Origin of the sequence: Streptomyces sp. NBC_01451 (assembly GCF_036227485.1) — a bacterium.
Lineage (GTDB): Bacteria > Actinomycetota > Actinomycetes > Streptomycetales > Streptomycetaceae > Streptomyces.
In genome coordinates this window covers 4,036,750-4,049,679 of the sequence record NZ_CP109479.1, presented here as the reverse complement: position 1 = coordinate 4,049,679, position 12,930 = coordinate 4,036,750, and the positions used below count along the sequence as shown (strand labels likewise).

9 protein-coding genes are annotated in these 12,930 nt (G+C 70.6%); 5 read left to right on the top strand and 4 right to left on the bottom strand.

The features are described 5' to 3' along the window. Window positions 1–113: 113 nt before the first annotated feature. Complete coding sequence (locus tag OG595_RS17455; protein ID WP_329273134.1) at window positions 114–1,502, bottom strand: glycoside hydrolase family 43 protein; 1,389 nt, start codon at window positions 1,500–1,502, stop codon at window positions 114–116. 317 nt (window positions 1,503–1,819) lie between these two features. Here OG595_RS17455 and OG595_RS17450 point away from each other — a divergent pair, with 317 nt between their 5' ends. Both OG595_RS17450 and OG595_RS17445 read left to right on the top strand, forming a co-directional pair. Beyond that, window positions 1,820–2,695 carry a calcium-binding protein gene (locus tag OG595_RS17450; protein WP_329273133.1) on the top strand — a complete coding sequence of 292 codons (876 nt, stop codon included), beginning with the start codon at window positions 1,820–1,822 and terminating at the stop codon, window positions 2,693–2,695. Window positions 2,696–2,841: 146 nt separating this feature from the next. After that, complete coding sequence (locus OG595_RS17445) at window positions 2,842–3,411, top strand: hypothetical protein (RefSeq protein WP_329273131.1); 570 nt, start codon at window positions 2,842–2,844, stop codon at window positions 3,409–3,411. 188 nt (window positions 3,412–3,599) lie between these two features. On the opposite strand, the gene OG595_RS17440 is transcribed toward OG595_RS17445, so the two are convergent. After that, window positions 3,600–4,154 carry a DUF2165 domain-containing protein gene (locus tag OG595_RS17440; RefSeq protein ID WP_329273129.1) on the bottom strand — a complete coding sequence of 185 codons (555 nt, stop codon included), beginning with the start codon at window positions 4,152–4,154 and terminating at the stop codon, window positions 3,600–3,602. Between the two features lie 120 nt (window positions 4,155–4,274). Here OG595_RS17440 and OG595_RS17435 point away from each other — a divergent pair, with 120 nt between their 5' ends. Further along, entirely contained in the window at window positions 4,275–7,712 is a 3,438-nt protein-coding gene (locus OG595_RS17435) for a tetratricopeptide repeat protein (protein WP_329273127.1), read from the top strand. 252 nt (window positions 7,713–7,964) lie between these two features. Next, window positions 7,965–9,098, top strand: coding sequence for an ADP-ribosylglycohydrolase family protein (locus OG595_RS17430; protein WP_329273124.1), 1,134 nt, complete (start codon window positions 7,965–7,967; stop codon window positions 9,096–9,098). Window positions 9,099–9,348: 250 nt separating this feature from the next. Here OG595_RS17430 and OG595_RS17425 read toward each other — a convergent pair whose 3' ends face one another. Next, window positions 9,349–10,908: a sodium:solute symporter family protein gene (locus OG595_RS17425; protein WP_329282965.1), complete on the bottom strand. Its 1,560-nt coding sequence runs from the start codon at window positions 10,906–10,908 to the stop codon at window positions 9,349–9,351. Window positions 10,909–11,093: 185 nt separating this feature from the next. After that, on the bottom strand, window positions 11,094–11,879 hold the full coding sequence (locus tag OG595_RS17420; protein ID WP_329273122.1) for an SDR family oxidoreductase: 786 nt from the start codon (window positions 11,877–11,879) through the stop codon (window positions 11,094–11,096). A gap of 103 nt (window positions 11,880–11,982) precedes the next feature. Between OG595_RS17420 and OG595_RS17415 the strand changes: the two genes are divergently transcribed. Continuing rightward, the gene (locus OG595_RS17415) at window positions 11,983–12,927 is read left to right on the top strand and encodes a hypothetical protein (protein WP_329273121.1); all 945 of its coding nucleotides are present in this window, start codon (window positions 11,983–11,985) and stop codon (window positions 12,925–12,927) included. The last annotated feature ends 3 nt before the right edge of the window (window positions 12,928–12,930 follow it).

Below are 12,930 nucleotides of genomic sequence, written 5' to 3'. Positions count from 1 at the left end.
GGCGGTCCGGATGCGCACTCGGCCTGCCGGTGCAGGGCGGCGTCCCTGCACCGGCAGAGTGGGATGGGTCCCGAAGGCCCCCTCAGTTCACGACAGTTGGGACGGCCCCCGCCTCAGTACCCCACCCTGAACGTGGCGTCCTGCTTCTCGGTGGTCGTGGAGATCGGGTCGATGCGCAGTAGGTAGTTCGAGTGGCGGATGTACCGCGTCGGGTTGTTGTACGAGCGGAAGGACGCCCATGAGCTGTCCGCCAGGCCCGCCGTCCGGTAGAACGTCGCGTCGCCCGCGAACGTCGACGTGCCGTCGTTGACGTCGAGTTGGAGGGCGTAGTTGTAGTGGCGGAGGTAGCGGGTGGGGTAGTTGACCGACTGGAAGGAGATGCCGGTGCTGTCGGCCAGGCCCGGGACGAGCTTCCACTCCGAGTCGGTGTACAGGTCGAAGGGGTACTCGTCGATCCGGCCGACGTAGTTGGCGTGGCGGATGTAACGCGCCGGGTAGTTGTAGGACTTGAGGCGGTTCCAGGCCGGGGAACCCCACTTGGTCAGCAGGTTGTTGTACTCGGCGGTCGTGATCGTCTCGACGCCGCAGTGCTTGGAGTTGACCGGCTGGGTGTACGTCTTCTGGTCGAGCGCGGTCCAGGTGCCGGAGGCCAGGTCGGAGGTCTGCCAGGCGTAGAAGACGCCGTTCGGCGTGTACGTGTCGCCCCAGAGGTACCAGGTGTTCGACGACAGCGACTTGAACACCGTCGGGGCTTCCGTGCCGCCGTGGGCCACGCCCGCGCTGTACTCGGTGAAGCTGCCCGGGTCGAGGGAGGTGGAGCGCGCGGAGACGAGCGTCTGGTTCTTCTTGAAGAACAGGTAGTTGTAGCCGTTGACGCCGACCGCCATGTCCCCGTCGATCACGTCGTACCCGGGGTCGAAGAAGACCTGCGGCGCCGATGCCGTGATGAAGTCACTCGTGTAGTTGACCATGATCACGTTGTGGCCGCTGGAGTTCACGGAGGAGTAGATCACCGCGTACTGGCCCCGGCCCGCGTCCCAGAACGCCTCCGGCGCCCAGCTGTGCGTGGTCATGTCGTGGAGCTTGAGGCGCCGGTAGCCGGTGAAGGTGCGCAGGTCGGCCGAGTCCCAGACGTGGATGTACTGGCTGTTGTACGACCAGTCCGTGCCCTTGAGGTCGGTGGCGATGACGACGAACGTGCCGTCCTGCTTGCGCATGAGGAACGGGTCGCGGAGTCCGAGGGCGCCCGCGGTGGGGGTGACCACGGGGTCGTTCTGGTTCAGCGGCGTCCAGTTGAGCGAGTCGGTGCTGACGGCCAGGTGGAGGCCGTAGTCGGTGCCCAGCCCGAGGCTCGTCGACTCGGTGAAGTAGCACATCACGTACGCCGAGTCGGCCGCGTGGGCGGTGCCGGCGCCCAGGGTCATCACGCCGGACATGGCGAGGGGGGTGGTGGCGGCCATGCCGAGGAAGAGACGGCGGGACGGCTGGGGTCTTGCGCTCATCTTTGTCTCCAAGCGGGTGCTGGCGGGTGCTGGCGAGGGGTGGACGCGGGTCCGGGAGCGGAGTGAGCTGCTGTGCGACTCGTGTGTGTGGGGGAGGGGGGAACAGGGCGAACGGGGACGGGGAACGCGCAGTCCAGGCAGGCGAATTGGCCGAAATTTCGAACTAGGTTCGGAAAGTCGATCAGAAGGTAGATCGCCCCACCCTGCTCGTCAATCACTCTGGCGAGGCTGTGGGGATTCTTTGTGCACAACCCTCTGTACGCGTCGAGAGTCACCTGGGGGTGTTGAAACCGCTTGATCCTCTTGGAGGTTGTGCAATGCCCTCTCGCCCCACAGGCCGCCGCGTCGGCCGAAAGGCACTCCGCACGGCCTCGGCCCTGACCCTGGCCGTCACCACTGGACTGACCGCTCTGGTCGCCCTGCCCGCCTCTGCGGGTGCCGCGGAGTCGGCGGCCACCGTGACCAAGGGCCCTGGCCAGACCCTTGTTTACACGGCGGCGCCGGGTCAGACCAACAAGGTGAAAGTCGACGCGACGATTGACGGCGGCATGTCACTCAACATCTTCTTCACCATCGACGACGTGTTTCCGATCGAGGTCCCTGGGGACGTCTGCCGCTACCCCGACCCCGCAGACCGCACCAGAGTCTTCTGCGACGTGTTCGGCGGGGACAGCTCCTCGGACTACGTGGCGCTGACCATGAAACTCGGCGACGGCAATGACACCCTCGCCTTCGACAGGTACGCCGATCAGGGCAGATACACAGTCGCGCTCGACCTCGGCGCCGGAAACGACAGTTCGCTCCAGACCGGCGGTATCGACGGCAACCTGGTCTACGGCGGACCTGGCAACGACAACATCACCGAGCGCGGCAAGGGGCGCGTCTGGGGCCAGGACGGCAAGGACACGATCTCCGTCGACGGCGAGGGAAGCCGAGCGGACGGCGGCCCGGGCAACGACCTCATCTACGGGGGCGCGGGCCGGCAGACCCTGACCGGGGGCGACGGCAGCGACACGGTCCGTGGCGGTACCGGCAACGACCTGATCCACGGCAGCCCGGGCAACGACATCCTGTACGGCAACAGCGGCAACGACACCATCCAGGGCAACAGCGGCAACGACAAGCTGTACGGCGGTCCGGGCAAGGACGTCCTCAGCGGCGGCCCCGGCCGCAACGTCGTCCGCCAGGACTGACACCCGCGCCGCCCGCCGGGCCCCTCCCGGCCCTTCCCGGCTCCCTTCCCGGCCCCTGGCCGTCCGGGGAGGGAGTGCGCGTCGGAGTACGATGATCCGACCCCCGGCGGAGCATCCGGCGGCGGGTTCTGTTGCTGAGGAGATGCGTGACCGTGGCTGCCCGACGGCTTCCCTCATCGGTCTGGGTCACCGGTCTGACCTTGGGCGCGATCGCCGCGGTCGCCGTGCTGGCGGTGAAGGCCGAGCAGGGTCCGCAGCCCCACGCCACCGCTGCCGCCAGGCCCAGCGCGTCCGCCTCGGCGAAGCCTTCCGTCAAGCCCAGCCAGGCCGTCGAGGTCGCTGTGCCCGACGGGTCCGGGACCGGGCGGCGGGTCGTCTACTCGCTCGGGCAGAAGCGCGTCTGGCTGGTCGACGCGAGTGACCAGTCCCGCCGTACGTTCACGGTGTGGCCGGGCTCGGTGAGCCCGGACCCGGGGACGTACACGGTGTCCAAGCGCACCGACGCCCTCACGGGCTCGGACGGCGTACAGATCGAGCACGTCGTGTATTTCGCCGCCAAGTCCGGGGTGAACGTCGCGTTCTCCAACGCGCTGGACGGCTCGTCGCCTCCCCCGGTGGCGGGCGTACAGACCGGCGGTATCCGGATGAAGGTCGCGGACGGCGACGCCGTCTGGGCCTTCGGCTCCGCGGGGACCCCGGTCGCGGTGGTCGAATAGCCGACGGCAGCCGACGGCCGGCTCGGACCACGGCGGTCTCGCCTACTCCCATTACACGGAGAAGGAGCAACTGCCCTGACCGGCTTCGGGGAACGGGCCCGAGGAGGGTCGCGGGGCCGGTACCCGCGACCCTCACGGGGTCCCAGGGCGAGAGGGGCCTTGCCGCTGCCCTCCCGAGTGCCGGCGCGTCAGTCGGTGGACTTCGCGGTGGAGGCCGTCGAGGGTGCCCCCGAAGGCAGGTGGATCACCAGCAGCACCAGCCCGCTCAGCGTGATCACCCGCGTCGCCGCGTCCAGACCGTTCCAGTCGTCCGACTGCCACATGGCGAACCACTCGCCGCCGATCGCGATGAAACCGGCGCCGAACAGCAGCATCAGCATCAGCAGGCCGTACGTCGAGATGCGCCGCGCCTGTTCGAGGTCGCGGCGGATCCACAGCCAGGTGGCGGCGATGAGGACGAACGCGGCGATCGTCTCCCACACGATGATCGCGACGTACGCCGTGTCCTGGAGGCCCTTCGAGGTGATGGCTCTCCACATCAGGTCGTCGTCCTTGAACGTGGTGTCCATCGCGAGGACATGGCGCACGAACTGCTGATTCGAGTCGAAGTCGGTGATGTTGCCGAGCGCCACGAGGGCGATGTACAGCGCGACCGTCGCCGTCAGCAGGGTCGCGGCGAGGGTGAGCGCGGTGTGTGGGGGGTGGACGGTACGGGTGGGGTGGGGGGTACCTGTTGTGGTCATGGTGCAACTCTATGGATCGGTTCGGGCGCCGTCTCCCCGTACCTGTCCGGGAGTTGAGCCAGACTGGAGGACGCCTCAGGAGACTCCCCACGACGCGACACGACACGAGGAGACGTACGGATGCCCCAGCCTCCGCGCCCGTCGATGCGGCAGCTGATCCAGCAGCGCAGACGCGCCGGGTTCGTCGGCCGGGGTGCCGAACGGGCCGCGTTCCGGGCCAACTTCGAACTGCCGCCGGACGACGAACGCCACCGCTTCCGCTTCCATGTGCACGGCAACGCCGGCGTCGGAAAGACCTTCCTGGTGCGGGAGTTGGAGCAGCAGGCCAAGGACCGCGGCGCGCTCACCGCCTACGTCGACGAGGGCGTCGGCAGTGTTCCGGAGGCGCTGGCGGTGATGTGCCGTCAGTTCGCGGCGCAGGGACGGCGGTTCAAGGAACTGGAGCGGTTGCTCGCAGCCCATCGGGAGCGGCGGCACGAGGCGGAGTCCGCCGTCGCGAGCCTCGAAAGCCTTGAACCGCAACCGGGGAGTCCCTCGGCCGGCGGTCCGTCGGTCGGCGGTCCCTCAGCGGGTAGCCCCTCGGCCGGGAGTCTGACGGCTGCCCGGATGGGGCTCGTCGGCGCCGGACTCATCCCGGTCGTCGGACCGTTCGCCGGCGCACTCGACGCCGACCGGATCGCCCGGGGCGCCGACCGGGTACGGGCCGGGATCGCCGCCCGGCTGCGCAACCAGGACGACGTGCAGCTCGTCCTCGCGCCCGAGCGCGTCCTCACCCCGGTGCTGCTCGCCGAGCTGGACGACATCTGCGCCGCCGTGCCCTGGATCGTCCTGTTCTTCGACACGTACGAGCGCACCGGCCCGTTCCTCGACGGCTGGCTGCACGACATCATGACCACCGACCGCTACGGCGACCTCTCCTTCCCCGCCAACCTCGTCCTCGTCACCGCTGGTCAGCGCCCCTTCGACACCGGCCGCTGGGGCGGCTTCGCCGACTTCGTCACCGAGGTGCCGCTCGGGCCGTTCACGGAGGCCGAGGCGCGCGGACTGCTCGCCGACAAGGGTGTGACGGACGGGCCGGTCGTCGAGGAGGTGCTGCGGCTCACCGGCGGGCTGCCGGTGCTGGTGTCGACCCTCGCCGAGGCCCGCCCCACCGACCCGGACGACATCGGCGACCCGAGCGCGACCGCCGTGGAACGGTTCCTGAAGTGGGAGACCGACCCGGTCCGCCAGGCCGCCGCCCTGGCCTGCGCGCTGCCCCGGCGCCTGGACGCGGACATCTTCCGGGCCGCCTTCCCGGCTTCCGCTGCCGGGCAGGCGCGGGACGACGCCGAACTGGACCTGCTGTTCGAGTGGTTGAGGTCGCTGCCGTTCGTGAGCGACCGGGGCGACCGCGTCCAGTACCACGACGTCGTACGAGCCCCCATGCTCCGCCTCCAGCGCCGCCGCTCCCCGCGCCGCTGGGCCGAACAGCACACCGGCCTCGCCGGCACCTTCGCCCGCTGGCGCGCCGAGGTCGAAGTGCCGCTCCCCGCCGACGAGTTGTGGGCCACGGAGGAGTGGCGGGAGCTGCGGCTCGCGGAGTCGTACCACCTGCTGTGCGCGTCCCCCCGTACCGCACTGCCCGTCGTCCTGCGGGACGTCGTCGACGCCTGCGACCACGGCGAGGTGGTCGCCCGGCGGTGGGCGCGCCTTCTGGTGGAGGCGGGCGACGACAACGAGGCACCGGCGGTACGGAGTTGGGGACACGACCTCCTCGACGCGCTCGCCGACTACGGACACGTGGGGGACAACCGGGAAGGCGGGGACAACGAGCAGGGCGGGGTGCTCGGCGCGCTCGCGCTGCTGCTCGGCCGGGCCGGGCTCGACGCGCGCGGGCAGGCCGTCGCACGCATGCTGCGCGGGCGCGAACTGCGGATCGGCGGGGAGTACGAGAAGGCCCTCGGCGAGTACGAACAGGCCCTCGCCCTCGATCCCGGGCTGGAGCGCGCCTACTACGGCCGGGGCGTCACCCGTGCCGAACAGCGCGACTACGCCGCCGCCATCGCCGACCTCGACCGGGCCGACGAACTGGCCCCCGACACCGCCCGCGTCCTGTTCGTACGCGGCGACTACCACCGCATCCTCGGCCACCACGAGGAGGCCGGCCGCGACCTGGACCGGGCCGTCGCCCTCGGCCCCGAACTGGCCGGCGCCTGGGCCTCCCGGGGCGTCACCCGGCACGGCACCGGCGACACCGAACAGGCCCTCGCCGACCTCGACCGGGCCCTCGAACTGGACCCCGAGCACGTGTGGGCCCTGGTCCGGCGGGCCCGGGTGCACCGCTCGCGCGGGGAACAGGCCGGTCAACTCGCCGACCTGGACCGGGCGGTGGCCCTCGGCCCCGAGCTGGCCTGGGTCGCGTGCGAGCGGGGCGACGCGCTCCGGGCCGCCGACCGTGACGCCGAGGCCCTCGACGACTACGACCGGGCCCTCGAACTCGACCCCGCCTACGCGTCGGCGTACGCCAGCCGGGGCGTCTCCCGCAGCCGACTCGGCCGCCACGACGAGGCGTTGGCCGACCTCGACCGGGCCCTGGAGCTGTACCCGTCGTACGCCTGGGCGCTGGTGCAGCGCTCGGTGGTGCACCGGCGGGCCGACGGATTCGAGGCGTCGTACGAAGACGCCCACCGCGCGGTCGAGTTGGAGCCGGAGAGCGCGTGGGCGCTGTGGAACCGGGGTGAGGCGCTGCGCTGCCTGGGCCGGTTCGAGGAGGCGCGCGCGGACCTCGACAGGGCGCTCGCGCTGGCCCCGGACAGCGTGTGGGCGATCGGCTGCCGGGGCGCCGTACTGCACGAACTGCGCCTTTACGCGGATGCGTTGGCGGACCTGGACCGGGCGGTCGCGCTCGACCCGGACGGAGCCTGGCATCTGATGCGCCGGATCATGACCCTGCTGGCGGTGGGCCGCCCCGAGGACGCGCGCACCGACCTCCACCGCTATCTGGTGATCGGCGACGACCGGGCCTGGGCGCACCACACCCTCGCGCAGATCCACCTCCTGGACGGGCGTCCCGGCGAGGCGGCGACGGCGCTCGCGGAGGCCGCGCGGCACGGACTGACCGAACCCGCCGGACTGGAGGAGCTGGCCCGCGCCCAGCGCAGGGCGGGGGAGTGGAGTGCCGCCCGGGAGACGGCGGACCGGATGTGCGGCCTGCACGAGGCCGGCGGCGTCTTCTGCCTCGCCCTCGCGGTCGCCGGGGAGCGGGGCCGGGAGGCCGCCCGCCCGGTCTGGCGCGAGGCGGACCGGCTGGCCTCCGGCTGGGAGCCGGCCGAGGGCGCGTCCGGCTTCCTGCACGCGGTGATCGCGGCGGGCCTCGGCGACTGGGCCGACCTGGACGAACGCCTCACCGGCCTGCTCACGGGGACGAGGGAGTGGGTGGACGTGGCGTGGCTGGCCGACCTGCTGAACGAGCTGGCGGCGGCGCCGGGCGACCCGGCGGAGGAACGGGAGCGGATCGCCGTACGGCTGGAACGGGTGCGGGCGGCGCGGGAGGCGATCAGCGGGCGGTACACGGAATGACGAAGAAGCGGAATGACGGAGAAATGGGATGACGGAGAAAACGGGACGACGGACAAGGGGGAGTGACGCAGAAGGGGAGGGCCTGAGGCTCCTCGATTGGTGACCAGTCGGGATCACTCATGCCGACTCATGCTCTCTCATGTCACTTTCCGCATACCAATGCGGGCCCTGAACGGACCGTTCCCGGTCGATTACAGTGCTGAGCTGTCAATCGTACGAACGATGCTGTGAGGGAGGTCCGAGGTGGGTGTGATGACATCCGGTGGCGTGACCGGTGCCGCGTCCGGCGCCATCTGGGGCCGCCCCGAACAGCAGGACTTCCGCAGCCGGGTCCGCGGCACCCTGCTCGGCGCGGCCCTCGGCGACGCCCTGGGCGCCCCGCTCGACGGACTCACCCTCGACTCCATCCACGAGGCGTACGGCGCTGACGGACTCACCGATCTGGCCTTCGCGTACGGCAGACGCGGCTCGATCACCGATCTCACCCAGCTCACCCTCTTCAGCCTGGACGGCCTGATCCGCGCCCAGGTGCGCCGCGACACCGGCGCCTGGCACCCGCCGACCGACCTGCACCGCGCCTACCGCCGCTGGCGGGCCACCCAGAGCGACTGGGGGCCGGACGAGCGCCGCAAGGAGGACGGCTGGCTGGCCCGCGAGGAGTGGCTGTACGCCCGCCGCGACCCGGCCCTCGCCTGTCTGCTCGGCCTCGGCGACGAGACCATGGGCACCCTGGACGCGCCCAAGAACCCCGGCGAGGCCGGGCCGGAGGCGGCGGCCCGCTCGGGCCCCTTCGGACTCCTGGTCGGCTGGGAACCACAGCTCGTGATGCAGCTGGCGGTGGAGTGCGCCGCGCAGACCCACGGCCACCCGACGGGCTACCTGGCGGCGGGCGCGTACGCCGTGATCGTGCACGGCCTGGCGCGCGGCGAGAGCCTCGACACGGCGGTGCAGCGGGCGCTGGCCCTGCTGGCGGCCAGACCCGGCCACCAGCAGGTCTCGGAGGCCCTCCAGCGGGCCCTGGGGGCCGTACGCCAGGGCATCCCGTCCCCGGCGCGGGTCGCGGACCTGGCCGGCGCCGGCACGGCGGAGGGCCTCCTGTCGGTGGCGGTCTACTGCGCGCTGGTCGGCGAGGACATCCGCCACGGTCTTTCCCTGTCGGTCAACCACGGCGGCCCCTCGGCCGCGACGGGTGCGCTGACCGGCGGCCTGCTGGGCGCCCTGCACGGCGAGACGGCCCTCCCGCCCGCCTGGCTGGCGGAACTGGAGGGCCGCCCGACGATGCTGGTCCTCGCGGACGACTTCGCGATGGAGATGACCCAGGGACCGGCCCTCCACGGCCCGGCGGGATCCTCCCCGGGCTGGCTGACGAGATACCCGAGGGCGTGAGAGTCGGACGTTTCCAGCCGGGCCGTTCCGGCCCGGCCGGCGTTCGCGGACGAGGCACCTCCAGCCCGAGCCAGGTTTCCCACCCACCCCCGTCGCTTCTCCAGCCCGGGCCCGGCCATTCCAGCCCGTCCGGCGTTTGAGGGCGAGGCCCGTTCAGGGCCGAAGGGGGGCTGGGGGCGCAGCCCCCAGGTTCAGGATGGGACGGGTAGGGGCGGCGGGGGTGAGGAAACCCGCCGCACACCCCGCCGACTCACCCCTTCCCGGGCACCGTGTCCGCCGGCTCCGCCACAGGCACCCGCACCGCCATACCGTCGTCCCCGTCCGTGTTCACGGTCTCGATGATCGCCAGCCGCTCCGGCGTGTCCTCGGGCCGCAGGAAGCCGATCAGGATGTACAGCACCAGCGAGACGGCCAGCGGGATCGACACCTGGTACTGGAGCGGCACCCCGCCGTCCACACTCCAGTTGATCGGATAGTTGACCAGCCAGAAGGCGAGCAGCCCCATCGACCAACTGCCCAGCGCCGCCGTCGGCCCCGACCGCCGGAACGGCCGCAGCAGACCCAGCATCATCGGGATCGCCATCGGACCCATCAGACCGGCCACCCACTTGATGACGACGGTGATGATGTCCTTGAACGTGGGGGAGTTGACCTGTGTGGCCGCCGCCATGGACAGCCCGAGGAACACCACGGTCGTCACGCGCGCCGCGGTGAGCCCCGACGAGTCCGTCCATGCCCGCGCCCGCTTCCAGACCACCGGCGCGACGTCCCGGGTGAAGACGGCGGCGATGGCGTTCGCGTCGGACGAGCACATGGCCATGGTGTGGGAGAAGAAGCCGACGATGACGAGCCCCAACAGGCCGTGCGGCAGCAGCTGTTCGGTCATCAGGGCGTAGGAGTCGGACCCGTCCGGCTTCTGCGACTGGACCAGCAGCGGAGACATCCACATCGGGAAGAACAGCACCAGCGGCCAGACCAGCCACAGGACCGCCGACAGCCGGGCCGACCGTTCGGCCTCACGGGGACTGGCCGTGGCCATGTAGCGCTGGGCCTGGTTGAGCATGCCGCCGTTGTACTCGAACAGCTTGATGAAGAGGAACGCGAGCAGGAACACCGTGCCGTACGGGCCCACGAGCGGCTTGCCGTGTCCTTGCAGCGCGGGCTCGTCCCAGACCCCGAAGAACCCTCCGTGGTCGCCGAGTTCGGCGACGACCGCGACGAACATCGCGATGCCCGCCAGGAGTTGGATGACGAACTGACCCAACTCCGTCAGCGCGTCCGCCCAGAGGCCGCCGATCGTGCAGTACACGGCGGTGATCGCACCGGTGATGAGGATGCCCTGGTTGAGGGACAGTCCGGTGAAGACGGACAACAGGGTGGCGATCGCCGCCCACTTGGCGCCCACGTCCACGATCTTCAGCAGCATCCCGGACCACGCCAGTGCCTGCTGGGTCTTCAGGTCGTACCGGTTCTTCAGGTACTCCAGCGGTGACGACACATGGAGCCGCGACCTCAGCCGGTTGATACGCGGCGCGAACAGCTTGGAGCCGATGGCGATGCCCAGCGCGATGGGGAACGACCAGGTGACAAACGACGTGACGCCGTACGTGTAGGCGATACCGGCGTAACCGGTGAACATCACCGCGCTGTATCCGGACATGTGGTGGGAGATGCCGGACAGCCACCAGGGCATCTTCCCGCCCGCGGTGAAGAAGTCGCTGACGTTGTCGACCCGTTTGTGGGACCAGACACCGATCGCGACCATCACACCGAAGTACGCGATGAGCACGGTCCAGTCGAGGCCGTTCATGTGCTCCCTCCCAGGGGCGTCGAGCAGGTCGAGCGGGGGTGTCGAGCGCCCGCTCATCGTCGATTCGATGGCATGGCAACGACAACAGCCCGAACAGTCAAGAGGGAGTAAAGAAGTTCGCCGCACTGACCTCGGTTCATGTCCATGAACTCAGCGCGACCGCTGAGAGATTGGCGGAATATCGGCTACCGCATCAGTTCACCCGCGTTCACCAGCAAAGACTGCCCGGTGATGGCCCGGGCCCGCTCCGACGCCAGGAACACCACCGTGTCCGCGACATCCCCGTCCGTGGCCAGCTCTGGCAACGCCATCCGCTCCGCGAGCCGCCGCCGCACCTCGGCCTCCGGTACCCCCTCCCCCTGTGCCGTGAACCGCACGTACGCCTCCACCGGCGGCCCCCACATCCACCCCGGCAGCACGGTGTTGACCCGGATCCGATGGGGCCCGAGCTCCCGCGCCAGCGAGTACATCGCGCTCGTCAGCGCACCCTTGGAGGCGGCGTACGCGGCCTGCCGCACCTGCGAGGGCGCCGCCACGGCGGACTGTGTACCGATGAACACCACACTCCCGCCCCGCTCCTTCAGCGCCGGCAGACAGGCCCGCGTCATCCGCAGCGTGCCCAGCAGATTCACGTCGACGACACTCGCCCAGCTCTCGAAGTCCGCGTCCTCGATCCCCCCGAAGTAGCTGTCCCAGGCGGCGACATGGACGACCCCGTCGATCCGCCCGAACCGCTCGCCCGCCAGCGCGGCCAGCGCCCGGCACTGCTCCTCGTCGGTGATGTCGGTCGCGCGGTACGCCGTACGCGTCCCGTCCGGATCGAGCTCGGCGGCGGTCTTCGCGAGGTGCGCCTCGGTGCGCGCCCCGAGCACGGCGTTCCCCCCGTCCCGTACGACGGCCGCCGCGACCTGACGCCCGAGCCCGGCGCCGACGCCCGAGACCACCACGGTCCTCCCTGTGAGCAGCGACATCGAAGCCCTCCCCGGCTCTGGCGGATTATCTGACGGAGCGTCAGAGTATGGGCGTCCGAAGGAGGAAGGAAGAGGAGCGAAAGAGGAAGAGGAGGCGAAGGGAATGACCGAACGGGAAACAGCCGAGCGGGAAGCGGCCAAGACGGAGGCGGGTAAGACGGAGGCGGGCAAGGTGAAAGTGGACGGGACGGAAGCGGGCAGGGCGGAAGTCGGTGGGGACACCCGCAGCGAGGTGTACGCCGAGCTGGCGGCCCTCGGGCCGTACGGCGTCCACCCGGGCCACGCGCTCATCACCATGGTCGAACCGCACCCGGGCCACGAGTACGCGTACAACCGCTGGTACGAGGACGACCACTACTACGCGGGCGCGATGGCCATGCCGTGGATGTTCTCCGGCCGCCGCTGGGTCGCGACCCGGGATCTCCAACTCCTGCGCTACCCGGAGAAGTCGGCGGTGGCGCAGCCGGTCACCGCGGGCTGCTACCTCTCCACGTACTGGATCACCCAGGGCCGCTACGCCGACCACATGCGCTGGACCGTGGGCATCAACAAACGCCTCAACCGCGACGCACGCGTCTGTCACGACCGTACCCACGTCTTCACGGCGTTCCAGGACCACGAGACGACCGTCTACCGGGACGGCGCCGTCGGCCCCCGTGACTTCCACGCCCTGGATCACCCGTACAAGGGACTGGTGTTGCAGGTCATCGACGCCGAAAGCCCTGAAGCTCGGGCGGAGTTGCTGGAGTGGCTGCGCACCCGGCACCTGCCCGGGCGGCTCGCCGGGTCGCCGGCCGCGATGGTCACCGCCTTCCACCCGACCCCGCTGCCCGGCGACCGTATGACGTACGTGAAGCAGGTCGAGGGCGTGGACGTACGGCTGACGCTGCTGTGGTTCCTGGAGGCGGATCCACGGGACTGCTGGGAGCCGCACTTCACGGGGCTGGAGGAGGAGGTGCGGGAAGTGGGCCTCGGGCGGGTGGAGTTGGTGGCGCCGTTCATTCCCACGGTCCCCGGGACCGATCTGTACGTCGACCGGCTCAGGTGACCG